Raw genomic sequence first — 23678 nt, forward strand, 5'->3', positions numbered from 1 at the left:
ACTATTTTTTATGCGTTTAACACCGAGAGAAACAGAAAAGCTGCTGTTGCATTTGGCCGGCGAATTGGCGGCTAAGCGATTGAAACGCGGGGTAAAATTAAATTATCCAGAGTGTATCGCTTACATCAGTGCCCAGATCATGGAGGAGGCTAGGGACGGAAGGTCTGTGGCGGACTTAATGTCTTATGGTACTACTTTATTGAAAAGGAGCCAAGTCATGGAAGGAGTGCCCGAAATGATCCATGATGTTCAGATCGAAGTTACTTTTCCGGACGGTACTAAATTGGTGACTGTCCATGATCCTATTCGTTAATAAATATTGAATGATATGATTCCAGGAGAATACATTTTAAAAAAAGAGGAAATCAAAGCTAATGTTGGGCACAGAACCACAAGCATCGTTGTGAAAAATGAAGGTGACCGACCTATTCAGGTGGGTTCACACTATCATTTCTTTGAAGCCAACAAGTTGCTTTCCTTCGACAGAGAGAAAGCGTTTGGGATGCGCTTGAATATTCCAGCCAGTACCGCTGTTCGTTTTGAACCAGGGGAACAAAAATCAGTTGTTCTGGTTGAATTTGGCGGAAGTAAGGAAATCCACGGTTTTAATGGATTGACAAATGGTAAGTATACAGATCAATCGGTGAAAAGCAAAGCCATTGATAAAATGAAAAAATTAAAATTCAGACAATCGAAGTAACTATGGGAGGATGGAATAGACGCGAATGGATTAAAGTCGTAGGACTCACCACGTTGGGTACTACTGTTGGTCTACATGCGCTTGGTTTAGATAAACTAGGTTTAGATAAATCATCTGTAAAATATGTTGATGGGGAACTTTATATCCCAAGAGACAAATATGCTGCTCTTTTTGGACCCACCACTGGAGATAAGGTTCGTCTGGCAGATACAGAGCTTTTCATTGAAATTGAAAAAGATTTCAATGTTTACGGAGAAGAGAACAAGTTTGGCGGTGGTAAAACCATTCGTGACGGTATGGGACAATCTGCCCGTGCCTTGCGTGATGAGGGGGTATTGGATTTTTGCATCACTAATGTCATTATCATCGACCACTGGGGTATCGTAAAAGGTGATATCGGAATTAAGGATGGTAAAATTGTCGGTATTGGTAAAGCTGGAAACCCAGATGTACAGGATGGTGTAACCGAGGGCATGATCATCGGTGCGTCTACGGAAGTACATGGGGGAGCAGGCTATATACTAACTGCCGGCGGTATTGATACGCACATTCACTTTATCTCGCCGCAACAGATTGAAACAGCCCTATATTCTGGAGTAACCACGTTCATTGGTGGCGGTGCGGGACCAGCCGACGGAACACTGGCCACGACAGTGACTTCAGGAAAGTGGTATATCGAGCGTATGTTTGAAGCTTTTGAAAACCTTCCTATCAATGTTGGCTTTTTCGGAAAAGGTAACGTATCGACCACTAAACCTATCGAAGAACAAATTGAAGCTGGAGCACTGGGCGTCAAAATCCATGAAGATTGGGGGGCTACTCCGGCAACAATTGATGCGGCATTGAAAGTTGCTGATAAATACGATGTACAAGTCGCAATCCATACCGACACGTTGAATGAAGCCGGTTTCCTGGAAGATACTGTTGCCGCCATAGATGGTCGTGTAATCCATACTTTCCACACGGAAGGAGCTGGCGGTGGACACGCTCCGGATATTATTAAGATCGCCATGTATCCCAATATCCTCCCTGCATCTACCAATCCAACAAAACCTTTTACGGTAAATACTGCTGAAGAACATTTGGACATGTTGATGGTCTGCCATCACTTGGATAAAAATGTGAAGGAAGATGTGGCATTTGCTGATTCACGTATACGTCCTCAGACCATCGCTGCCGAAGATATTTTGCAAGACATGGGTGTATTCTCCATTATGAGTTCGGATAGCCAAGCGATGGGACGTGTGGGAGAGGTTATTTCCCGTACATTCCAAACGGCCCATAAGATGAAAATCCAACGCGGCCCTTTAGCTGAAGATAAAGGCAAAGAAAATGATAACTTCCGTGTCAAACGTTATGTATCTAAATTTACAATCAACCCTGCTAAAGCACATGGTATTGATCAATATATCGGTTCGATTGAAAAAGGAAAGTATGCCGATTTGATCCTTTGGAAACCGGAATTATTTGGTGTAAAGCCAGAGTTGATCATCAAAGGCGGTATGATTTTGGGCGCTAAAATGGGGGACGCCAATGCGTCAATTCCGACACCACAGCCAATTATTTATAGGCCAATGTTTGGAAATTACGGTAAAGCAGTTTCAAAACTATGCTTCAATTTCGTTTCGAAAATTTCGTTGGAGAACGGAAATATTCAAAAATTGAATTTATCGCGTAAATGTCTGCCTGTGGAGGGATGTCGTACGGTGATGAAAAAAGATATGGTACATAATCATGCTACACCAAATATCGTCGTTAATCCAGAAACATACGAAGTAACAGTAGATGGTGTGTTGGCAACCTGTGAACCGTTGAAGGAACTTCCAATGGCCCAACGGTACTTCTTATTCTAATTGGTTATTTATGTTGTTAGCAAGAGACATTAAGGGGAATATTTGGACCGATGGCACCGATCAGGACGGCGTTGAACTTGATTTTTTGGAACTCGAATGGTTCGATACGGAAAGACGTATTATCCGGGGGTTCACTGTTGCAGGCCGCGAAATAGGCTTTAAAAATTTAGGAACGGAATCCTTGTTCGACGGTGATATTTTGTTTGAAACAAAGGACCTGCGTATCGCTGTTCGAATATTGCCCTGTCCTTGCCTTGTCGTACGCCCCAAAAACCTCTTGGATATGGCTCGGATATGTCTCGAAATTGGCAATAAACATATCCCTGTTTTCATAAACGCTGCACATGAAATTATTGCAGCGTATGAAAACCCCCTCTGGGAAACCTTAGAAAGGGCCGGTTTTACACCGACGAAAGAGTTACGGGTGATTGAAAGAACCCATACTTTACGCATACATCAGTATGCTGTAGTCCAGCATAAAATTACCTTGGCCAAGGGGCTTTAATACTTAATTAATAACGATTACATATGAATCCATTGTTGACATTAATGCAGATTAACGACTCTGTATTTCCGATTGGAGGCTTCACACATTCCTACGGCTTGGAAACCTATATCAATAAAGAGATTGTACATGATGCTAAAACAGCAAAAGAATATGCACAGACTTTATTGGAGCATAGCTTCTATTACAACGATGCCGCTTTTTTTCATAAGGCCTGGCAATTGTGTGAATCAAGAGCAACCAGGAAAAAGATCGCTGAACTGGATGCATTGATTACTGCTTTCAAAGCCCCTTATGAGATTCGGGATGCCAGTAAAAAATTGGGAATACGGTTTTTGAAATTAACAGAAAAGTTAAAACCGGTCAAGCGTTGTTCGGCTTATCTAAAGGCTATCAATGCGCAAGAACTGCATGGTCACTATGCAATGGCATTTGCCATGTTTGCCCACGCACAGGAAATTAGTTATGCAGACGCACTGAGCGCTTTTTATTATAATTCTTTGAATGGTATTATGACGAATTGTGCCAAACTGGTTCCCATTAGCCAAATGGATGCACAGCAGATTTTGTTTAAACTGCAGCTCTTGATTAATAAATTGGTCGGATTGCAGCCCGAACTGGATGAGGATCTGATTGGAAATTGTTGTATCGCTCAGGATATTCGATGCATGCAACATGAAAAATTATACACGAGAATTTACATTTCGTAAAAAAATTGAAATAAAGATGTCTAAGAGAAATTACGTGAAAATTGGTGTTGCTGGTCCTGTGGGCTCTGGCAAGACGGCACTTATTGAACGGTTGACACGTTCGATGTCGGCAGATTATAGTATTTGTGTTGTAACGAATGATATTTATACGCGTGAGGACGCGATGTATCTACAGCAGAATTCGGCACTGCCCGCTGAACGTATTATTGGTGTTGAAACAGGAGGTTGCCCGCATACGGCAATCCGTGAAGATGCTTCGATGAATATTGAAGCTGTAGAAGAATTAGCGCATCGTTTTGAGGATGTGGAACTGATATTTGTTGAAAGTGGGGGTGATAATCTGACAGCCACGTTTAGTCCGGATCTAGCCGATTTGACCATATTCGTTCTTGATGTTGCTGAAGGCGAAAAAATGCCACGTAAAGGCGGGCCAGGTATTACGCGCTCGGATCTGTTGTTGATCAATAAAATAGACCTTGCCCCTTATGTAAATGCCGACTTGGAAGTGATGCGTCAGGACACCATCCGCATGCGCGGTGAACGACCATTTATTTTTACAAACTTAATGACTTTAGAAGGTTTGGAAGATGTAAAATCATGGATCAAAAAGTATGCTTTGTTGGAGCCTGTAGGCTAAATTTTATCGTATATGGATAGCAAAATCGTATTAAATGTTGCCAAAGAGGACGGCAGAAGCAGATTGAAGGAGAGTTATCATAATGCACCTTATAAACTAACGCATTATGGCGCGGCAGGATTGACCAACCATTTGGAAATGATCATCATGAGTGCATCGCCTGGTATTATGGATACGGATTATTTGCATATTGATGTTCGTGTGAAAAAAGATGCACAATTGAAGCTTTTTACACAGTCCTTCAATAAGCTTCACCCCATGAAAACGGGAGCAAAGCAACATACGGATGTGCATGTGGATGCCGGAGGCCTATTTCATTATATTCCACATCCAGTAACGCCGTTTAAGGATTCTATTTTCAAGGCTAGCAATCATATTCACTTGGCTGAAGATGCGGTTTTGATGTGGGGGGATATTATTAGTGTGGGTAGAATCCACATGAAAGAGGCATTTGAGTTTGATAGTCTGCATACGCAAACCAAGATTTTTAGAAATGGTAAACTGTCTTTTATTGACAATCAGGTTTTGCGGCCCAAAAGTCAGCCGATACAGAAGATGTTGTTTTTTGAGGGATACACCCATCAGGCCACTTTTGTGTTCTCGTCTCTTTTTGCGCAAGAATTAAAATATGAATTGGATGAAATCTTAACTGTCGAATACAACGATATTTCGTACGGTTTTACACAGGCTTCAAAAGATGTGGTTATCCTGCGTGCTTTGGGTACTGATGGAGAGTTATTGTACGACTTCTTACACATGTTGGGCCAATTGTGTTGGGATTTTACACAACATAAGCTTTCTGAAAAGAAGGAAGAGACAACAGTTGAAGCGATAGCGGAAGATGAGAAATTGAAGGCCGAGGAAATCAGCGTCATTAAACAGCGCAAACCCCGTCGAAAAAGTAAGCCCGAGTTGATGGAAGCTGTCGTGGTGGAAGGAACTAACTATGCATAAGGAGAGCCTGCACGAGGAGATATGGATTGATGTTATCCCTGATTTTGACCAATTGAAGCTGGGCCGCGATTCAGATATTTTGGATCTTTCCTATTATGAAGTAAATAAGCGCGTTATCCAGCGAAAAACAAGAAAGGGTAATCTGGTGCGCATACAGCGCGATGATAGCAGCGCACTGCGTTCAGGACAGTGTATTTATCATCGCGGTGATTTATTTATCCAGGTCAACATTTTACCTTGTCTTTGTGTATTGTTGGATTGTCAGAATCTATCAGTTGTGGGCGAGTTCTGCTTCGACGTGGGCAATCGGCATCTGCCGGTTTATCTCAAAGTAGATGGGCGATTTGCTGTTTCCTATGACGGACGTCTCTATCAGGCGCTAAAAGAAAAATACAAGGGCTTTATCACGTTGGAAAATACGATTTTGGAACCTGATGAGCAGATTACCTACATTCGTAGGCCTATCCTCGAATGATGAAATGCTGGTTTTAGCGAAAAATTGCGCATTTTTGTCGCTATGAAATTTGGCGAGGAATTGCAAGCATGGTATCGACAGCATAAACGAGATCTGCCGTGGCGAGAAACAAAAGATGCCTACAAAATATGGCTTTCTGAAATTATTCTGCAACAGACTCGTGTCGAACAGGGCTTACCCTATTATGTACGTTTTGTCGAGCGATTTAAGAATGTTGTGGAATTTGCGAATGCAGAAGAAGATGATATTCTCCATCTTTGGCAAGGTCTGGGTTATTATTCTCGAGGACGGAACATGCATAAGGCTGCCCGAATTGTTCGCGATCAGTATCAGGGTGTCTTTCCGGTAGATTATCAAACATTAATTACGCTTCCTGGAATAGGTGAGTATACTGCTGCGGCGATATCTTCTTTTGCGAACGATGAAGCCCAGGCGGTATTGGATGGAAATGTGTTTCGTGTACTAGCGCGATACTATGGCATAGAAACACCTATCAATTCTACAGAAGGAAAGAAGATTTTTACAGCTATCGCTAAAGAAAATCTTGATCGTAAACACCCGGCATTGTATAATCAGGCAATTATGGATTTTGGGGCTACCCATTGTAAGCCCAAGCTGCCTTTATGTGAATTCTGTATGTTTCGTCCTTCCTGTTATGCGCTGAGTCAGGGGCAGGTAGAGCAGTTGCCTGTAAAGCTTAAAGCTAAGGCAAGTAAAGATAGATACTTTAATTATTTTATCTTGAAGGACAACGATCGGATACTGATGTCCAAACGCGGTGCAAGTGACGTTTGGCAGAACCTATATGAGTTTCCGCTTTTGGAGTCTAACTACAGCTTGTCTATTCCGGATGTTCTTAGCGATGAGTGGTTTATTTCCTGTTTCGGCCCCGATGCACAACTTTATGTTTTACAGCAGCAGACAAAACATATCCTGAGTCATCAGAATATCTACGCGACATTTTTTGAGGTGCGGTTAAAAGGCGATCTAATTCAAAAAAAATCCAATTGGGATTATGTATTTCTAAAAGATTTAGATAAATTAGCTAAACACAAGTTGATCTTTACCTTTTTGGAAAGGTCAAATTTTTAACCATTTATGCTTTTAAATTATGTCAGGAGTTAACAAAGTCATTTTAGTGGGACATCTTGGAAAAGATCCCGAAATTCGCTATTTAGAAGGTAATGTCTCTGTTGCCAGTTTTCCATTGGCAACATCAGAAACGTATAACAAAGACGGGAAAAGAGTAGAACAAACCGAATGGCACAATATTGTAATGTGGCGAGGTCTGGCTGACGTGGCTGTAAAATATCTAACAAAGGGGAAGTTAGTTTATATTGAAGGTCGACTGCGGACGCGTACTTATGAGGATAAGGAGGGTATTAGACGATATGCTACAGAGGTTGTCGCTGAAACCTTCACGCTTTTAGGTCGTAAATCGGATTTTGAACCGAATGCTGGTGTAAGTGCTGGTAATACAGCAAACACGCAGGCGCAAAAAGTCGAAGATAAGGAAGTGGAGGTCGATTTTACGGAGAATGATCAGGAGGATAATCCATTACCATTTTAAGCTGAAGAATTTGAGATTATGTAAAAACTTTACATGTATAATAACTATTGTAAAATCATCGATAAAACAAAAGAGCAGGCAACTAAGCCCGCTCTTTTGTTTTATCAGCGTTTTAGCCGTATAATCTGATTCCTTTCTCCCAAGCGAGCATGCTGTTTCTGTTGTGATGTTTTTAATGCCCGGTCGAAGTTCAAAATTTCTTTTTGGTGGAAATTTTGGCTATGTTTGCTCTAATTATGTTGCAAGATAGAATTACGCAGTATACTGAAGAGATTAAGGCATTTGCGCCAGCTTCTTCAGCCGATGTAGAAAATTTCAGATTGAAGTTTTTGGTTTCCAAAGGGATTGTGAAAAATCTTTTTGATGAATTCAAAACAGTTACGCCTGAAGAGAAGCGTACTTTGGGAAAAGTGTTGAATGAATTTAAGCAGTTAGCAGAAAATACATTCAAAGAAGCACAAGAAAAGTTCGGGTCTGGTGAGAAGCAAAAATCCCAGGAACTAGCGGGTGATTTAACATTGCCTGGTCAAGGTTTTCAGCTGGGGTCTAGACATCCCATCTCTTTAGTTCGTAAAGAAATTGTTGAAATTTTCAAGAAATTAGGCTTTATTGTATCAGAAGGTCCGGAAATTGAAGATGATTGGCATAATTTCTCCGCACTAAATTTTCCGCCGGAACATCCTGCGCGTGATATGCAAGATACTTTCTTTATCAAAAAACAAGAAGGTAATGACATTACATTGAGAACGCACACCTCTTCGGTTCAGGTGCGTTTAATGGAAGCCGGTAAACCGCCATTTCGTGCGATAATGCCTGGACGTGTTTATAGAAATGAAGCTATATCAGCCCGTGCGCACTGTTTCTTTCATCAGGTAGAAGGTTTATATGTAGACGAAAATGTTTCTTTTGCCGATTTGAAACAAACGTTATATCATTTTGTTCAAGAGATGTATGGTGAAGGTACCAAAGTGCGTTTCCGTCCGTCCTATTTTCCTTTCACTGAACCTTCGGCCGAAATGGATATCTCCTGTACAATCTGCAAGGGGGCAGGGTGTAACTTGTGTAAGTACTCTGGCTGGGTAGAAATTTTAGGTTGCGGTATGGTCGATCCTAACGTGCTTGATAACTGTGGTATCGATAGTAAAAAGTATTCTGGTTTTGCTTTTGGTATGGGAATAGAACGTATCACAAACCTTAAATATGTGATTAAAGACTTACGTCTTTTCTCAGAAAATGACACACGTTTCTTGTCTCAATTTGAGACTGAATTAATATAAATTATTCATTGTAAAGATTGTGGCATCACATTATTCTCTACGATAACTAGGCAAGAGAACAATGTGATGCTTTTTGGTCTTTAGGCTTTGTAGATGACTTTCAACATTCGTACGATCTAACGTATATGGAACCAGATTATATTATTGAATCCATAAAAAGAACAGCACGTGAGCTCTTTCGTCAAAATGGCTATCATAAAACCAGTGTGAACACATTGGCAAAAAAAGCTAAGATTGCGAAGGCGACAGTGTACAAGTATTTTGATAGTAAAGAAATGATCCTGCATGCCATTCTCATGGATTATCTTCGTGCGAGTCTGCAGGATATTTTGAAAACAACCAAATATGAAGATGATATGGCTTCGTTTTTGGCGTCTACAATATTGCGGGTAAGCCGACTGACCTATACGGCTTGCAATGAATTGATCGGCTGGGAATTTATCCGGGAATCTGCAAACGCACAAGAATATTTAAAAACGCTGTCTGATGATTTGGAGTTTCTGCTCTTAAGTACATTCATTCAGAATGAAAAGATAAATGAAGCGATTAGCGAAGAGAAGCTAACCTTTTTGATCAAGTCCAGTAAAAGTATTGTGTTTTCTTTTGCTTTTACGGCTGTCTCAGATGCCGATGTGCGGAAAAACTTTATTTCATTTCAGAAAGAAATCCTTCCTTATCTTGTTCAGGCAACAGTTCAGTAAAGTTGTTATAACGCGCGCATCCCTTTCTAATTCGCGACGTTATGTCCATTCCTGAAAAAGGTTTACATCTTATCTTTTTTGCATGCTCACTTTTTTATGATGCTCTGCAACGTTCATGCTGTTGCCGGGTTGTATTCGTATTGTGTTCGTACCACCTTCGGAGATGAACACTCTTGCAACTATTATTGACCTGACTCTGAACAGATAATTCCTGTTTAGAGTCAGGTCAGAATCTGGTCAGTATTGGTACACAATCTGTATCGCATCCGAATAAGGTACGAACAATGTCCGAATCTGATCCCCGTATTCTATTCGCTTGAAACTTATCATACCCGTCAGGTACTCGTTTATGCCAGTGATAATCAATGGCTATAAATCATTTATGCAGATGAAAAATCGGTATAAATTTGTATTTTTGCACCCTATGAGTAGAAGAATTCCGCAAGAGAAAAAGTTCTTGAAAGATATTGCCATCATTGATATTGCCGAAGAGGGTAGAGGTGTTGGAAAAACCGAAGATTTGGTTTTGTTTGTAGAAAAAGCTGTTCCCGGTGATGTTGTTGACGTGGAGCTTATGCGCAAGAAAAAGAATTTTGCGGAAGCTCGGGTAACCAGTTTAAAAAAGGCTTCATCTTATCGCGTAGATCCGTTTTGTGAACATTTCGGTGTGTGTGGTGGATGTAAATGGCAGCATATGACCTATGATGCTCAATTAAAATTCAAGCAACAATCTGTCGATAATGCCCTATCGCGTATTGGGAAAGTGGATACTTCAGCGATGGAAAGTATCTTGGGCTCTGCGCAAACGGAATACTATAGAAATAAATTAGAATATACATTTTCCAACAAAAAATGGTTGACTTCGGTTGATGAAGATGCGTCCCAATTGGAAATGAATGCACTGGGTTTTCACGTGCCAGGGCGTTTTGATAAGATTTTAGATATTGATCATTGTTTTTTGCAAGAAGATCCGTCAAATGAAGTTCGCAACAGCATTCGTGATTTTGCGCTTAGTCAAGGTATGACGTTCTACGATCTGCGTGAACACACCGGTGTATTGCGCAATTTGATTATCCGTATCTCGTCTACCGGGGAGATGATGGTGATCGTTGTGTTTGCATATCCTGAAGAAGGACAGGTTGAGTTGTTGATGGAATTTGTTAAAGAAAAGTTTCCTCAAGTCGCTTCCCTGTTATATATCGTAAACCAGAAACGCAATGATACAATCTTCGACCAGGATATTCATGTATATGCCGGTCGTGACTTTATCTATGAGGAGATGGAGGGCTTGCGTTACAAAGTAGGGCCTAAGTCGTTCTATCAAACAAACTCTGCACAAGCGTATGAGCTGTATAAAATCACACGTGACTTTGCCAATTTAAAGGGGGATGAGCTGGTGTATGATTTGTATACAGGAGCAGGTACAATTGCAAACTTTGTCGCTAAGAAGGCAAGAGAAGTTGTGGGTGTAGAGTATGTTCCCACTGCCATTGAGGACGCTAAAGTGAATTCGTCGATCAATGATATCACGAATACAAAGTTTTACGCCGGTGATATGAAAGATGTGTTGACCCCTTCCTTTATCGCCGAACACGGTAAACCGGATGTGGTTATTACCGATCCACCACGTGCAGGAATGCACGCTGACGTTGTAGCGCGTTTGTTAGAAATGGAATCGCCGCGTATTGTATATGTCAGTTGTAATGCTGCTACACAGGCCCGCGATTTGGTGTTGTTAGGCGAAAAATATGAGGTGAAGCGGATCAAGCCGGTAGATATGTTTCCGCATACGCAACACGTTGAGAATGTCGTTTTATTGGAGTTAAAGAAGTAATAGGATACCATATGGAAGTAGAAGATTTATTTGCAGGATCTGCAAGAGAAGAAAATACAGCGTCTACAGCGCAAAGTCCATTGAAGAGTTTGCAGGTAGATCTCGATTTTTATAGTGAATCAATCCGTGAGGTAGCGCAGGAGATTGTTGAAGAAGGTTATTCTGACTATCCTATTTTTGTTGCACATCAGCATGAAGTTTCTGTTGGTGAACTGATATTGGATCGTAAAGAATTGGAAACAAAATGGAGTATAAATGCCTCTACATTGGAAGAGTTTGTAGAAATGGATATTATTCAAGAAGATCGTAAGGCTTCTTTTATTCAGAACTATAAACCTGCGAAAGACTATATGTGCTTATTTGTTGTCGTTGCGGAAGGCGCTAATTTTGTTTTTTATCCATACAAGTGATCAACAAAGAATATTTAAACTTTTTTAACAGTACAAGTGTCAAACTATTACTACTTTTAGCAAAGTAGGTTAGGTGTAACAGGGAATTAATAAATTGAAATAAATTATAAACTGTTCTTGCGGAAATAAATGTTTGACCCAATAAAATTGTTGAGAATCACAATCGCACTGAAACCAATTGGGGTAATTGAAGAGAAATATTAGGATGAAAATAATAAAGATACATATATTAGGGCTTTTTTTACTGTTATTCACCTATTTCGGTGCTACTGCGCAACAGTTGCAGAAGGTTTCGGGGATGGTGCTGCAAAAAGGTAACGGTAATCGCATTGGAGATGCTGTGGTGCTTAATATGCGTACACACAGGTCTACGTTGAGTAACTCTTTTGGTGTTTTTACGATTGATGCATCGGTAGGAGATTCCTTGTCTTTTACAAAAGTTGGGTATTCACCGGTTAAAACTGTGCTGACCAACCTGAACGAGTTTTATGTGGAGTTGCAAGAAGGTATCCGATTGGAGACTGTCATCGTTGAACGAAAAACAAAGGAGGCCGAATTAAATGATGCCATGAGTAATTACGCTAAAAAGGGCGTTTATAATGGGGGTAAAAATAAGTTCGGGACCTATCTGGGTAGCCCGGCAACAGCGCTTTATAATCTTTTTGGACGGGAAGCCAAGAACGCCAAACGCTTTGGGCGTTTTATGGATAGGGAGAAGGATGAGTTGCAAGTTGATCGTATTTTTTCTCGGGAGGCTGTTAAAAACCTGACGAAACTGGATAGTACAGAATTAGATGCTTTTATGATACGCTATCGTCCATCGTTTGATCTTGCTGAGCATTGGGGACAGTACGATCTAATGCATTACGTACAGCAGTCTATGGACGACTTTAATGCCAAGGGAAGGCCTAAAGGGGCTCTTTTACCTGATATTGAAGTAAAGACTCAAGAAAAATAAAAACATTTTGCTTTTGTTACTGTTAGCTGATTGTAAGGTCGGAAAAGGTGATTTAAAATTTTGTAGCGTATCAACGTCATTTTCGGAAGTTTTAAGGGCCTTTTTTCGTGTTTTGTAACAAAAAAGTTGATAAAAATATCTTTTGGCACTTTGTTTGATTTTAGTAGACCGGTATTTAATTGGAATATTAAAAGTCTTAGATAGCATACATATGAAAATGAATAGAAAATTGGCTGTATTAGGTTTGACAGTTGCAACCTCAGCTATGTTATTTGGAAGTTGTTCTACCATCCAAAATACAAATAATACAACTAAAGGCGGCGTAATCGGTGGTGTTGCCGGTGGTGCATTGGGTGCATTGATCGGAGGTAAAGCTGGTAATACGGCAATAGGTACTTTGGCTGGTGCTGCCATTGGTGGTGCTGCAGGTGTATTGATCGGTAAAAAAATGGATAAGCAAGCCGCTGAGATTTCTAAAACTGTTGAAGGCGCGGAAGTTACACAATCTGCGGAAGGAATCGTGGTTAAGTTTGATTCAGGTATTTTATTCGATTTCAATAAATCAGATTTAAAAGCATCAGCTAAAGATAATATCGCAAATTTGGTAACAACCTTGAACAAAGAACAAGGTACTGAAATCCTGGTTATCGGACATACAGATAATGTAGGTACGTTGGCTGCGAATGAAAAAGTGTCTTTGGACCGCGCAAATTCTGTACGTGCATTTGCGGTATCTAAAGGCTTAGCGTCTTCGCGTATTAGAACTGAAGGTAGAAACTTCTCTGAGCCAATTGCAAGTAACGATACGGAAGCAGGACGTGCTCAAAATCGTCGTGTTGAAATCGTGATTGTGGCAGGTGATCAAATGAAGAAAGAAGCAAAACAACAAGCAGGTCAATAAATCTGATTCAGGACTTTGGTCTTTTCGGAGTCTGTTTGACTTGATTGCGAATCATAGAAAAAGCGCTGATAAATTCAGCGCTTTTTTTGTGGAATACAGCCGTCCGAATTTTTATACGGCCCATTTACGCCTAAAATTTGACAAAGTATAAACCATATTTCTGTCTGACAAACTGTCATTATATGGATTTAAATTTCTAACTTTGTAGTCTTTGAAATAACTAAGGGCTTGAAATCAGATCAGCAAAAGATGAGTATTTGCATTAGTTATTCCATCGAAAATAATAAAAATTATATTCTATTGAATATCGAGCTATGCTAGATTTAACACATACCACTAAGGAACACGACGAATCTCGTCAGGGTGAGGCATTATTATTAGAACAGGATCCGATTTTAAGTAATGGACGCAAACTGTATATTGAAAGTTACGGTTGCCAGATGAATTTTTCGGATAGTGAGATTGTTGCTTCTATTTTGTTGGATAAGGGATTTGAAACAACCAAGAATTATCAGGAAGCTGATGTGGTTTTTATTAATACCTGTTCAATCCGCGAAAATGCAGAACAGCGGGTACGCAATCGTCTAAAGGAATTTGAAGTTGCTAAAGCAAAAAATCCCGGAATGATCGTTGGTGTGCTGGGCTGTATGGCGGAGCGTTTGAAATCGAAATTTTTAGAAGAAGAAAAGTTGGTGGATGTCGTGGTGGGGCCAGATGCTTATCGCGATCTACCAAATTTGATTGATAAAGTTGACGATGGAGCTAAAGCTGTAAACGTTTTATTATCTCGGGAGGAAACGTATGCCGATATTAATCCTGTCCGTTTAAACTCGAACGGTGTGACAGCTTTTATTTCGATTATGCGCGGTTGCGACAATATGTGTTCTTTTTGTGTTGTTCCTTTTACACGTGGACGTGAACGTAGTCGTGATCCACAATCTATCGTGAAGGAAGCCCAAGATCTTTTCAATGCAGGATATAAGGAGGTTACGTTGTTGGGACAAAATGTGGATTCGTATAAATATACTGCTCCAGTAGCTGAAGGGGAGGAACCGGGTGAAACCATAACATTTGCTAGCTTGCTTACAATGGTTGCTGAAATCAGCCCGCTTTTACGTATTCGCTTCTCTACTTCCCATCCAAAAGATATTACAGATGAAGTTTTATATGCAATCGCTTCGCATGAAAACATCTGTAATTATATTCACTTGCCAGTTCAATCAGGGAACTCTAGAGTATTGGAATTAATGAACCGTACCTATGACCGTGAATGGTATATGGAGCGTGTCGATGCCATCCGTCGTATTATTCCGGATTGTGCTATTTCCACAGATGTTATTACAGGTTTCTGTACTGAAACAGAAGAGGAGCATCAAGAAACATTGTCTATGATGGATTATGTCAAATACGATTTCGCCTATATGTTTGCTTATTCAGAAAGACCAGGTACATTGGCGGCAAAAAGATACGCAGATGATATTCCTGAAGATGTTAAAAAACGTCGTTTGACAGAAGTGATCAATAAACAGCGCGATCATAGTTTATACCGTTATCAACATTTTATTGGCAAAGTTTGTAAAGTGCTTGTTGAGGGATTTTCGAAAAGATCTGAGTTTGATTTCTGTGGCCGTAATGATCAAAATGCATTGGTGGTATTTCCAATTGATCCTCGATTTAAACAAGGCGATTATGTGAATGTACTTATCGAGTCATGTACCTCTGCGACATTATTGGGAAAGATTGTTGATTAAGAAAACTTAGATTGTTTTATTTCCAACTGGAAATTTATGGATAACCAAGATATAAAGAATAGATTTGGAATTATTGGTAATTCGCCTTTGTTGAATCGTGCTATTGATATTGCACGACAAGTGGCTCCAACTGATATCTCCGTACTAATACAAGGTGAAAGTGGGAGTGGTAAAGAGGTTTTTTCGCATATTATCCATCAATTAAGCTCACGTAAGCATGGCCCTTTTATTGCGGTCAATTGTGGAGCTATACCAGAGGGTACCATTGACTCTGAGTTATTTGGTCACGAAAAGGGTTCCTTTACAGGTGCCCATGAAGCCAGAAAGGGATATTTTGAGGTCGTTGACGGTGGAACAATCTTTTTGGATGAAGTAGGTGAGTTGCCTTTGGGTACGCAAGCAAGATTATTACGTGTATTGGAGTCAGGTGAGTATATACGGGTAGGGTCATCCAAGGTACAGAAGACAAATGTACGTGTGGTTGCTGCGACAAATGTGAATGTATTTGAAGCTGTACAAAAAGGTAAATTTCGCGAAGATCTTTATTATCGTCTGAATACTGTACCGTTGCGTGTACCGTCATTACGTGAAAGACCTGAAGATATCAACTTATTATTTCGTAAGTTTATTGTAGATTTTTCTGAGAAATACCGTACACCTGGGGTTCAATTGACAGAAGATGCACAAAATATGCTGCGCAACTATAGCTGGCCCGGAAACGTACGTCAACTGAAAAATGTTGCGGAGCAAATTGCAGTTTTGGAGAAAGAACGCGTTGTCGATGCCTATACACTTCAAAATTATCTACCCAATGAATCCCGAACGAGTTTGCCAGCGGTAGTTCCTTCAAATAATGGTGGAAAAGAGGATTTCTCCGAAAGAGATTTGCTGTATAAGGTCTTATTTGATATGAAGAAGGATATGGTTGATCTGAAAAAACTGGTGGTTGAATTAATTCAGAAAGGTGTCGATTCGAGCACATTTGATCAAAATTCCCCTTACATTAATCAGTTATACCAGGAGATTGAACCACAATTGAAAGCAGAACCAGAAAATTATAATACAACCCCAACGCTCACCATACATTCTCCAGCAAATACAACAAACGTATTAAAAAGTCCTGTTGCACAGGATGAATACCTGCAGGATGCTCAAGAAGTTGAGGAATCTTTATCGCTTGTTGATAAAGAGTCTGATCTGATTAAAAAAGCGCTGAAAAAGCACCGAGGTAAACGTAAAGCTGCTGCGCAAGAGTTGGGGATTTCTGAAAGAACTTTGTACAGAAAAATTAAAGACTTAAATTTAGATTAAGGTTTACAGATGTTGTCAAGAAAAATTTTATATGCTTTTCTCACCACAATCTTTTTGTTTGTAATGAATAGTTGTGGGGTAAAATATGGATTTACTGGTGGATCCATTCCTGAGGGAATGAAAACAGTTAATATTCAATATTTCGAAAATATAGCTCCTTTGGTTTATCCAACCTTAAGTCAGAATTTTACGGAGGCACTGAAAGAACGTATCCGTAACCAATCTCGATTGAGTCAGGTGAATCAAGACGGTGATGCTACCTTTGAGGGATTTATTACAGAGTATTCGATAAGTCCTGCAGCTGTTGAAGCTGGGACAGATCGTGCAGCGATGAATAGGTTGACGATTACAATCAAGGTTAGTTATCATAATAAAATTAATCCGAAGGATGATTTTGAACAGCCTTTTACGCGATTTAAAGAGTTTGCAGGTAATCTTCAGAGTGCACAAGAAGAGACCTTGGGTAAAGAAATTATTCAAATGCTAACTGAGGATATATACAATAAAGCGTTTGCTAATTGGTAATTCTATTTCCAAGATGAATCTTAATATATCATTATCCAATAACGAGCTTTTTTTTCAAGCAATCAATCATCCCGACACTGTGGCGGAAGATGTTGTTTTAGCATTGATTGAAAAATACCCTTATGCCCAAAGCCTGCGATTTATCTATGAACGCAAAGTTTTTGGCAAGCATAGTTCAGTTCAGAATTTATCGTCTACTTTGCTCTATGCATCTTCTCCGAGTTGGTTGTATGAATTTATGCATTGTAAACCAACGACAGAGCCTGATGTATTCATGCCGTCAGATGAAATTCCAGTGGATGGAGCACTTCGCGACGATGATGGGACTATCGAAATTGAAGCTGAGCGTGAAACGGTAGCTGAACCAGTTTTATCCAAGATTGAGGTTGATGAATTGGATCGTTTGATTCAAGCCGGGGTTGCAAAAGATTATTTTCGGTCAAACGATCAGCAGCAAGAAAATAGTGTCGATTCAGAGGAACCTGCATTAGTAGCACCTGTTGTAGCGGAAGCTGTTGCCAATACAATGGATGATGGTCAGGAGCGTGTTTCGGTCTATGATGATGATACCATGCCCTACAGTTTCTTGTGGTGGTTGCATAAGACGAGATTAGAATATGCTGATACCTATCAGCCCTATGTAAAATCTCCATTACGCCCAATGACGCCCTCGAATGACGATATTGCTAAAATTCATGAGAAGCTGGATAATCAGCTACTCGATCAACAGATCCGGGAGAATATCTTTCATTTACAATCGCCTGAAGCAAAGTTAAGTGATGAGGTTAAAACGACAATCTCTTTTCAAATACCGCGTAAAACAGACGAGGTAATCGAAAAATTTATTCGTGAAGAACCTATGATTCAGCCCCTGCAAGCAGAAAAGTTAGACTTGGAGAATAAAGCTAGAAAAAGTTCGGAAGATCAGCATTCACTTGTTACCGAAACACTTGCAAAGATCTATGTGGAACAGGGCTTATATCCAAAAGCAATAGATGTTTACAAAAAATTAGTTTTGAAATATCCAGAAAAAAATGCTTACTTTGCGGCACGCATAACAGAATTAGAAAAGAAATTAAATTAATAACATAAAGAGATGCAAGGATTATTAATCGGTCTAATCATATTAGCTAGTATTATTTTAGCGTTTTTGGTTTTAATCCAAAATCCAAAAGGAGGAGGTTTGTCATCTGGTTTTTCAGGTGGAACGAATCTTATGGGAGTAAAACGTACAGGTGACTTTTTGGAAAAAGGTACCTGGATCATGGTTATTGCCATTATGGTATTTAGCTTAGGTGTAAATGTTATTGGTACGTCTCCAAGTACATCTAAAGGTGGATTGGGGGGTCAAATCGAAGCGCCTAAACAACAAGGTCCATTGAACTTGGGTACTGGACAACAACCTGTTGGCGCTCCGGCGGGACAAGGGCAAGCTGCTCCGGCTCAATCGCAAGAAAAGGCTCCAGCGGCTACACCGACAACAAAACCAGCAGAAGAAGCTAAGAAATAGTTGTCAGTAAAAAATGATGAGCCCCGTTTGTTTGTACAGACGGGGCTTTTTTATGTTCGATATTTTGTTTAAGACAGGTATGTAGCGATAAATTTATTAGTCTGTCTGTCGACGGAAGTAAGACTGACAGACTGGGAATGACAGTGTGACAGCAAAATGAATTTTTGTCGATGGAGATATTAACTTTTCTGTGAAAAATTGTCTTATAAGCTGTCTTAATTACAATTGGCATAAAAGATGATGTGTTTATAGCGATTATAACATTAAAATAAATTCAATAACAGATAAAAAGTAAATTAATTATGGCATTAAGTATCAAACCTATCGGAGACAGAGTAGTAGTAGAAGCTGCTCCAGCAGAAGAAAAAACAGCTTCAGGGTTGTATATCCCCGATACAGCAAAAGAAAAACCATCTCAAGGTACAGTAGTTGCTGTAGGTACAGGTAAAGTTGACGAACCGTTAACTGTGAAAGTTGGTGACAAAGTATTATACGGAAAATACGCAGGTACTGAAATTACTTACGAAGGAAAAGAGTACTTAATTATGCGTGAGTCTGATATTTACGCGGTTATCTAATTAATAGGAACAGTTTATTTAAAACGAGCTTACTGGCTCAATTAAAAATTCAATAGGTTATTTTAGTGAAGCTGTAAAATTGGACGTGTAAAAAATAAATCGGTTTACGGTTTAATTTAAACTCGAATTACACTTCTTAGAAATACTAAATACTCATATAAAAATGGCAAAACAAGTAAAATATAACGTTGAGGCTCGCGAGGCCCTTAAAAAAGGTGTAGATACTTTAGCGAATGCAGTTAAAGTAACATTGGGTCCTAAAGGACGTAACGTAATTATTGAGAAAAAATTTGGTGCTCCAGTAATTACTAAAGATGGTGTTTCGGTAGCGAAAGAAATCGAATTGAAAGACGCTTTAGAAAATATGGGTGCACAAATGGTAAAAGAAGTAGCTTCTAAAACAGCTGATCAAGCTGGTGACGGTACGACTACTGCTACTGTATTGGCACAAGCAATCGTTGCTCCAGGTATCAAATCTGTGGCTGCTGGAGCTAATCCAATGGATCTAAAACGTGGTATTGACAAAGCTGTTGCAACTGTTGTTGCTAACTTGAAATCTCAATCTCAAGAAGTTGGTCAAGACAATAATAAAATTAAACAAGTTGCTACTATTTCTGCAAACAACGACGAAGTAATTGGTGCTTTGATTGCTCAAGCAATGGAAAAAGTAGGTAACGACGGTGTTATCACTGTTGAAGAGGCAAAAGGTACTGAAACAGAAGTAAAAACTGTAGAAGGTATGCAATTTGACCGTGGTTATTTGTCTCCATATTTTGTGACCAACTCTGACAAAATGGAAGCGGAATTAGATAATCCATACATTTTGATCTACGACAAGAAAATCAGCAACATGAAAGAATTGTTGCCTATCTTGGAGAAACAAGTTCAAACTGGTAAACCATTATTAATCATTGCTGAAGACTTAGATGGTGAGGCATTGGCAACATTAGTTGTTAATAAAATCCGTGGTTCGTTGAAAGTTGCGGCTGTTAAAGCTCCAGGTTTCGGTGACCGTCGTAAAGCAATGTTAGAAGATATCGCTATCTTAACTGGTGGTACTGTTATCTCTGAAGAAAGAGGTTTCAAATTAGAAAATGCTGAGTTATCTTACTTAGGTCAAGCTGAAAAAGTTCAAGTTGACAAAGATAACACAACGATTATCAATGGTTCTGGTAATGTAGAGGATATTAAAGCACGTGTTGCTCAAATCCGTTCACAAATCGAAACAACAACTTCTGACTACGATCGCGAAAAACTACAAGAACGTTTAGCAAAATTGTCAGGTGGTGTAGCCGTGTTATATGTCGGTGCAACTACTGAGGTTGAAATGAAAGAGAAAAAAGACCGTGTTGATGATGCTTTACACGCAACTCGTGCAGCTGTTGAAGAAGGTATTATCGCTGGTGGTGGTGTTGCCTTCATTCGCTCAACTGAAGCTTTGGTAAACCTTAAAGGTGACAACGAAGATGAGCAAATCGGTATTGACATCATCAAACGCGCTATCGAAGAGCCATTACGTCAGATCTGTAATAACGCTGGTATCGAAGGCGCAGTAATCGTTCAAAAAGTGAAAGAAGGAACTGCAGATTTCGGTTACAATGCACGTACAGACCGTTACGAAAACTTAATCGCTGCTGGTGTAATTGATCCAACTAAAGTATCTCGTGTAGCATTGGAAAATGCAGCTTCAGTTGCTTCAATGTTATTAACTACAGAGTGTGTATTGGCTGACGAAGCTGAAGAAAACCCTGTAGGTGCTGGTGCTCCTCCAATGGGTGGCGGTATGGGTGGAATGATGTAAGATCATCCCATTTCTAAATAAAAAAGAAAGGCTCATTTGGAATTCCAAATGAGCCTTTCTTTTTGTTCTTTAATAGCCTTTTGCCGTATCGTCTCCACGCGGGTCGGCTCCTGTCTGTAATTTACCATTTGGTAATACAAGTATATTCTCCACGCGGCCGATTGTCCCTCTCGGATTTATCGTATAGCCATCTTTTGTCAATCGATCACGTAGATTGACATCGATTGCGTTATTTTCAACGTCAATACGATCAGGAAGCCATTGATGATGAAATCTTGGCAGGCTCACAGCTGATTGGGCATTTTGTCGGAAGTCAATAACATTGAGGATGGTCTGAAAAACAGAGGTAATGATGGTTGATCCTCCAGGGGTTCCTACAACCATAAATAGTTTGCCATCTTTTTCTACAATAGTGGGTGTCATGGAGCTGAGCATCCTTTTGCCGGGCTGAATCTCGTTCGCTTTTTCCCCAGTAAGCCCATACATGTTTGGGATACCGGTCTTTACGGAGAAATCGTCCATTTCATTATTTAGGAGAAAACCTGCGCCCTCCACAAATACTCCTGAGCCATAAGAATCATTAAGTGTTGTTGTAATGGATACTGCATTCCCTTGCTCGTCTACAATATTGAAATGCGTCGTTTGTTCACTTTCATAACCCGGAATGACATCTGCATTGACATCTTTGCTTGATGTCGCTTTATGGAAATTGACTGAATGGAGTTTATGCGCATTTGAGCTTGAGTCAATAAGCTGTTCGACAGGTACCTTAATAAAATCAGGATCTCCTAAATATTTAGCCCGATTGGCATATACATAGCGTTCAGCTTCGACCATAACACGAATGGTTGAATCGGTTTGGAAGCCCCAGCGTTGAAGTGGAAACTGTTCGACTGATTTGAGCAGGGCTAAAAGAGATGTTCCCCCACTCGAAGGTGGTGGCATGGAAATAACTTTGTGGCCCCTATAATTTGTGGAAATTGGGGTACGCCAAAGTGCCTGATAATCCAGTAGATCTTGATGATTAATAATGCCTTTCCCTTTGTCCATTTCGGCAACAATTAAATCGGCCGTTTTACCTGTATAGAAACCGTCTCGGCCTTCGATTGCGATTCTTTCCAGTGTTTTTGCAAGTTCCTCCTGGATAAATAGATCACCTGCTCGCCAAACTGTGGTTTTGATAATTGCAGCACCAGCGGGATTCAGTTTGACAAAACGCTCTTTATGGCTTTCAAACTCATTGGCTTGTCGTTGACTGATTTTAAACCCTGTTCTGGCTAGCTGTATTGCTGGGAGTACGAGATCTTTCCATTGTAATTTGCCGTACTTTCTGTGGGCTTCCCACATACCAGCAACAGATCCAGGGATACCAGAGGCCAATTGACTATAAAGGCTCAACTCCGGAATAACATTGCCTTGGGCATCGAGATACATATCCCGGGATGCTTTTAGGGGAGCCTTCTCACGAAAATCTAAGGCATCTAAATTACCCCGATGATCGCGGTAGAGCATAAAGCCACCGCCGCCAATATTTCCTGCATTGGGATAAACAACTGCAAGAGCAAATTGTACGGCAACTGCAGCATCTATTGCATTCCCACCTTGTTTTAAAATCTTTACCCCGACTTCTGAAGCCAAAGGATGTGCTGTGACAACGGCAGCCTTATTAAAAGTACTGGCCTGCTCAACCTTAGTATTTAGCTGCTGTCTTGTCGCACAAGAGGCAAAGCATATGCTTGCTATGAGCGAATAGGTTATGAATTTATACATCGTACGTGATTTAAAATTAAATATTATCTCAAAGAGGTGTACAAACAATACTACTCTTGGTTATTTAAGTTTTTCGTTGTTTTTATGGCGGTCGGCATCCCGAATTGATTTCTTTTGAAGATTTTGTTCCAAAGCCGCTGTTAGATCAATTCCCGTTTGATTGGCAAGGCACATCAAAACGAATAATACATCGGCCATTTCATCTGCTAAATTAACTTCTTTGTCTGACTTTTTGAAAGATTGTTCTCCGTATTGCCGAGCCATTATTCGGGCAACTTCACCGACTTCTTCCATGAGTATGGCGGTGTTTGTCAACTCGTTGAAATAACGTACTCCGGTACTATTGATCCATTTGTCAATAATCTCTTGTGCTTCTTTAATAGTCATCTTGTGTTCAATTAAAAATTAAAAGTTGTCCTTATCTTTTGTGTCCATGACGATGGTAACTGGACCATCATTCAGTAGGTCGATTTTCATATCGGCTCCGAATATGCCAAGCTGAACCTCTTTTTGGAGCAATTGACTTAGCAGTAAAGCCATCTCTTCATACATTGGTTTGGCTTTGTCCGGTTTTGCTGCTCTGATAAAGGAAGGCCTGTTTCCTTTTTTTGTTTGAGCAAAGAGCGTGAATTGTGAGATGAGTAAGATATTTCCGTCTACATCTTGTATCGACTTATTCATCATACCCTGTTCATCCTCGAAGATGCGTAAGTTGATGAACTTCTGTCCTAACCATTTCAGATCTTCCGTTGTATCTGCTTCTTCAACTCCTAATAAAATCATTAGACCCTTCTGGATCTGGCCTGTTATCTGATTATCTACCGTACAAGAAGCTTTGGTAACTCGTTGTATAACTGCGCGCATAGTGAAAAGTATAAAACCAAAGGTAAAAATTCCGATTGTCAAACACGATGGGAAATTCAGTTTTCTCCAAGGTATATATAGAA

At 40.0% G+C, this 23678-nt stretch carries 26 protein-coding genes; 23 read left to right on the forward strand and 3 right to left on the reverse strand.

Annotated elements, in window-relative coordinates; genetic code table 11:
* Positions 1 to 10: 10 nt before the first annotated feature.
* From ureA to groL, 23 genes are all read left to right on the forward strand, one after another.
* A complete protein-coding gene (gene ureA / locus B3600_RS24525) occupies positions 11 to 313 on the forward strand; it encodes an urease subunit gamma (RefSeq protein ID WP_046674789.1) in 303 nt (100 codons plus the stop codon).
* 15 nt (positions 314 to 328) lie between these two features.
* Positions 329 to 700 carry an urease subunit beta gene (gene ureB, locus B3600_RS24530; RefSeq protein WP_070561656.1) on the forward strand — a complete coding sequence of 124 codons (372 nt, stop codon included), beginning with the start codon at positions 329 to 331 and terminating at the stop codon, positions 698 to 700.
* Positions 701 to 702: 2 nt separating this feature from the next.
* Positions 703 to 2553: an urease subunit alpha gene (gene ureC, locus B3600_RS24535; protein ID WP_046674791.1), complete on the forward strand. Its 1851-nt coding sequence runs from the start codon at positions 703 to 705 to the stop codon at positions 2551 to 2553.
* 10 nt (positions 2554 to 2563) lie between these two features.
* On the forward strand, positions 2564 to 3058 hold the full coding sequence (locus B3600_RS24540) for an urease accessory protein UreE (RefSeq protein ID WP_070561655.1): 495 nt from the start codon (positions 2564 to 2566) through the stop codon (positions 3056 to 3058).
* A 23-nt stretch (positions 3059 to 3081) separates the two neighbouring features.
* A complete protein-coding gene (locus tag B3600_RS24545) occupies positions 3082 to 3768 on the forward strand; it encodes an urease accessory protein UreF (protein ID WP_286754774.1) in 687 nt (228 codons plus the stop codon).
* A gap of 16 nt (positions 3769 to 3784) precedes the next feature.
* Positions 3785 to 4405: an urease accessory protein UreG gene (gene ureG / locus B3600_RS24550; RefSeq protein ID WP_046674969.1), complete on the forward strand. Its 621-nt coding sequence runs from the start codon at positions 3785 to 3787 to the stop codon at positions 4403 to 4405.
* A gap of 12 nt (positions 4406 to 4417) precedes the next feature.
* A complete protein-coding gene (locus tag B3600_RS24555) occupies positions 4418 to 5359 on the forward strand; it encodes an urease accessory protein UreD (RefSeq protein ID WP_286754775.1) in 942 nt (313 codons plus the stop codon).
* Positions 5352 to 5834 (forward strand): urease accessory protein UreE, encoded by a 483-nt coding sequence (locus tag B3600_RS24560; protein ID WP_286754776.1) that lies wholly within the window; start codon positions 5352 to 5354, stop codon positions 5832 to 5834. The genes B3600_RS24555 and B3600_RS24560 overlap by 8 nt, the downstream gene beginning before the upstream one ends.
* Positions 5835 to 5876: 42 nt before the next feature.
* The gene (gene mutY, locus B3600_RS24565) at positions 5877 to 6926 is read left to right on the forward strand and encodes an A/G-specific adenine glycosylase (protein ID WP_070561649.1); all 1050 of its coding nucleotides are present in this window, start codon (positions 5877 to 5879) and stop codon (positions 6924 to 6926) included.
* A 19-nt stretch (positions 6927 to 6945) separates the two neighbouring features.
* Positions 6946 to 7404, forward strand: coding sequence for a single-stranded DNA-binding protein (locus B3600_RS24570; RefSeq protein ID WP_046674796.1), 459 nt, complete (start codon positions 6946 to 6948; stop codon positions 7402 to 7404).
* A gap of 236 nt (positions 7405 to 7640) precedes the next feature.
* Positions 7641 to 8681: a phenylalanine--tRNA ligase subunit alpha gene (gene pheS / locus B3600_RS24575; protein WP_046674797.1), complete on the forward strand. Its 1041-nt coding sequence runs from the start codon at positions 7641 to 7643 to the stop codon at positions 8679 to 8681.
* A gap of 125 nt (positions 8682 to 8806) precedes the next feature.
* Positions 8807 to 9382: a TetR/AcrR family transcriptional regulator gene (locus B3600_RS24580; RefSeq protein ID WP_286754777.1), complete on the forward strand. Its 576-nt coding sequence runs from the start codon at positions 8807 to 8809 to the stop codon at positions 9380 to 9382.
* A gap of 424 nt (positions 9383 to 9806) precedes the next feature.
* A complete protein-coding gene (rlmD, locus tag B3600_RS24585) occupies positions 9807 to 11216 on the forward strand; it encodes a 23S rRNA (uracil(1939)-C(5))-methyltransferase RlmD (protein ID WP_286754778.1) in 1410 nt (469 codons plus the stop codon).
* A gap of 11 nt (positions 11217 to 11227) precedes the next feature.
* Positions 11228 to 11626: a hypothetical protein gene (locus tag B3600_RS24590; protein WP_070561647.1), complete on the forward strand. Its 399-nt coding sequence runs from the start codon at positions 11228 to 11230 to the stop codon at positions 11624 to 11626.
* A gap of 205 nt (positions 11627 to 11831) precedes the next feature.
* Positions 11832 to 12584 carry a hypothetical protein gene (locus B3600_RS24595; RefSeq protein WP_286754779.1) on the forward strand — a complete coding sequence of 251 codons (753 nt, stop codon included), beginning with the start codon at positions 11832 to 11834 and terminating at the stop codon, positions 12582 to 12584.
* A gap of 211 nt (positions 12585 to 12795) precedes the next feature.
* On the forward strand, positions 12796 to 13485 hold the full coding sequence (locus B3600_RS24600) for an OmpA family protein (RefSeq protein WP_172462318.1): 690 nt from the start codon (positions 12796 to 12798) through the stop codon (positions 13483 to 13485).
* A 314-nt stretch (positions 13486 to 13799) separates the two neighbouring features.
* Positions 13800 to 15236, forward strand: a complete 1437-nt coding sequence (gene miaB / locus B3600_RS24605) for a tRNA (N6-isopentenyl adenosine(37)-C2)-methylthiotransferase MiaB (protein WP_286754780.1) — start codon at positions 13800 to 13802, stop codon at positions 15234 to 15236.
* A gap of 36 nt (positions 15237 to 15272) precedes the next feature.
* Positions 15273 to 16547 (forward strand): sigma-54 interaction domain-containing protein, encoded by a 1275-nt coding sequence (locus B3600_RS24610; RefSeq protein WP_070561639.1) that lies wholly within the window; start codon positions 15273 to 15275, stop codon positions 16545 to 16547.
* Positions 16548 to 16556: 9 nt separating this feature from the next.
* Positions 16557 to 17072: an LptE family protein gene (locus B3600_RS24615; RefSeq protein ID WP_070561637.1), complete on the forward strand. Its 516-nt coding sequence runs from the start codon at positions 16557 to 16559 to the stop codon at positions 17070 to 17072.
* Positions 17073 to 17085: 13 nt separating this feature from the next.
* A complete protein-coding gene (locus B3600_RS24620) occupies positions 17086 to 18156 on the forward strand; it encodes a hypothetical protein (RefSeq protein ID WP_070561635.1) in 1071 nt (356 codons plus the stop codon).
* Positions 18157 to 18168: 12 nt separating this feature from the next.
* Entirely contained in the window at positions 18169 to 18582 is a 414-nt protein-coding gene (secG, locus tag B3600_RS24625; protein WP_070561633.1) for a preprotein translocase subunit SecG, read from the forward strand.
* A 302-nt stretch (positions 18583 to 18884) separates the two neighbouring features.
* Entirely contained in the window at positions 18885 to 19160 is a 276-nt protein-coding gene (locus B3600_RS24630; protein WP_028070710.1) for a co-chaperone GroES, read from the forward strand.
* Positions 19161 to 19323: 163 nt separating this feature from the next.
* Positions 19324 to 20961 carry a chaperonin GroEL gene (groL, locus tag B3600_RS24635; protein ID WP_070561631.1) on the forward strand — a complete coding sequence of 546 codons (1638 nt, stop codon included), beginning with the start codon at positions 19324 to 19326 and terminating at the stop codon, positions 20959 to 20961.
* 69 nt (positions 20962 to 21030) lie between these two features.
* On the opposite strand, the gene ggt is transcribed toward groL, so the two are convergent.
* The 3 genes from ggt to dtd are packed head-to-tail and all read right to left on the reverse strand — an operon-like array spanning position 21031 to position 23595.
* Entirely contained in the window at positions 21031 to 22731 is a 1701-nt protein-coding gene (ggt, locus tag B3600_RS24640) for a gamma-glutamyltransferase (protein WP_286754781.1), read from the reverse strand.
* Between the two features lie 60 nt (positions 22732 to 22791).
* On the reverse strand, positions 22792 to 23118 hold the full coding sequence (locus tag B3600_RS24645; protein WP_070561627.1) for a nucleotide pyrophosphohydrolase: 327 nt from the start codon (positions 23116 to 23118) through the stop codon (positions 22792 to 22794).
* Positions 23119 to 23136: 18 nt separating this feature from the next.
* Positions 23137 to 23595 carry a D-aminoacyl-tRNA deacylase gene (gene dtd / locus B3600_RS24650; protein ID WP_070561625.1) on the reverse strand — a complete coding sequence of 153 codons (459 nt, stop codon included), beginning with the start codon at positions 23593 to 23595 and terminating at the stop codon, positions 23137 to 23139.
* Between the last annotated feature and the right edge of the window lie 83 nt (positions 23596 to 23678).

Source organism: Sphingobacterium sp. UBA2480, from assembly GCF_002341965.1.
In the GTDB taxonomy this organism is placed as follows: domain Bacteria; phylum Bacteroidota; class Bacteroidia; order Sphingobacteriales; family Sphingobacteriaceae; genus Sphingobacterium; species Sphingobacterium multivorum.

Bases quoted from the DNA above. Each gene is read 5' to 3' on its own strand.
- ureA (WP_046674789.1), top strand. From the start codon at position 11: ATGCGTTTAACACCGAGAGAAACAGAAAAGCTGCTGTTGCATTTGGCC.
- B3600_RS24615 (WP_070561637.1), top strand. From the start codon at position 16,557: ATGTTGTCAAGAAAAATTTTATATGCTTTTCTCACCACAATCTTTTTG.
- miaB (WP_286754780.1), top strand. From the start codon at position 13,800: ATGCTAGATTTAACACATACCACTAAGGAACACGACGAATCTCGTCAG.
- B3600_RS24600 (WP_172462318.1), top strand. From the start codon at position 12,796: ATGAAAATGAATAGAAAATTGGCTGTATTAGGTTTGACAGTTGCAACC.
- B3600_RS24595 (WP_286754779.1), top strand. From the start codon at position 11,832: ATGAAAATAATAAAGATACATATATTAGGGCTTTTTTTACTGTTATTC.
- mutY (WP_070561649.1), top strand. From the start codon at position 5,877: ATGAAATTTGGCGAGGAATTGCAAGCATGGTATCGACAGCATAAACGA.
- B3600_RS24645 (WP_070561627.1), bottom strand. From the start codon at position 23,118: ATGACTATTAAAGAAGCACAAGAGATTATTGACAAATGGATCAATAGT.
- rlmD (WP_286754778.1), top strand. From the start codon at position 9,807: ATGAGTAGAAGAATTCCGCAAGAGAAAAAGTTCTTGAAAGATATTGCC.
- secG (WP_070561633.1), top strand. From the start codon at position 18,169: ATGCAAGGATTATTAATCGGTCTAATCATATTAGCTAGTATTATTTTA.
- B3600_RS24590 (WP_070561647.1), top strand. From the start codon at position 11,228: ATGGAAGTAGAAGATTTATTTGCAGGATCTGCAAGAGAAGAAAATACA.
- B3600_RS24580 (WP_286754777.1), top strand. From the start codon at position 8,807: ATGGAACCAGATTATATTATTGAATCCATAAAAAGAACAGCACGTGAG.
- B3600_RS24620 (WP_070561635.1), top strand. From the start codon at position 17,086: ATGAATCTTAATATATCATTATCCAATAACGAGCTTTTTTTTCAAGCA.
- ureB (WP_070561656.1), top strand. From the start codon at position 329: ATGATTCCAGGAGAATACATTTTAAAAAAAGAGGAAATCAAAGCTAAT.
- B3600_RS24570 (WP_046674796.1), top strand. From the start codon at position 6,946: ATGTCAGGAGTTAACAAAGTCATTTTAGTGGGACATCTTGGAAAAGAT.
- B3600_RS24555 (WP_286754775.1), top strand. From the start codon at position 4,418: ATGGATAGCAAAATCGTATTAAATGTTGCCAAAGAGGACGGCAGAAGC.
- dtd (WP_070561625.1), bottom strand. From the start codon at position 23,595: ATGCGCGCAGTTATACAACGAGTTACCAAAGCTTCTTGTACGGTAGAT.
- ureG (WP_046674969.1), top strand. From the start codon at position 3,785: ATGTCTAAGAGAAATTACGTGAAAATTGGTGTTGCTGGTCCTGTGGGC.
- ggt (WP_286754781.1), bottom strand. From the start codon at position 22,731: ATGTATAAATTCATAACCTATTCGCTCATAGCAAGCATATGCTTTGCC.
- B3600_RS24560 (WP_286754776.1), top strand. From the start codon at position 5,352: ATGCATAAGGAGAGCCTGCACGAGGAGATATGGATTGATGTTATCCCT.
- groL (WP_070561631.1), top strand. From the start codon at position 19,324: ATGGCAAAACAAGTAAAATATAACGTTGAGGCTCGCGAGGCCCTTAAA.
- B3600_RS24545 (WP_286754774.1), top strand. From the start codon at position 3,082: ATGAATCCATTGTTGACATTAATGCAGATTAACGACTCTGTATTTCCG.
- ureC (WP_046674791.1), top strand. From the start codon at position 703: ATGGGAGGATGGAATAGACGCGAATGGATTAAAGTCGTAGGACTCACC.
- B3600_RS24540 (WP_070561655.1), top strand. From the start codon at position 2,564: ATGTTGTTAGCAAGAGACATTAAGGGGAATATTTGGACCGATGGCACC.
- pheS (WP_046674797.1), top strand. From the start codon at position 7,641: ATGTTGCAAGATAGAATTACGCAGTATACTGAAGAGATTAAGGCATTT.
- B3600_RS24630 (WP_028070710.1), top strand. From the start codon at position 18,885: ATGGCATTAAGTATCAAACCTATCGGAGACAGAGTAGTAGTAGAAGCT.
- B3600_RS24610 (WP_070561639.1), top strand. From the start codon at position 15,273: ATGGATAACCAAGATATAAAGAATAGATTTGGAATTATTGGTAATTCG.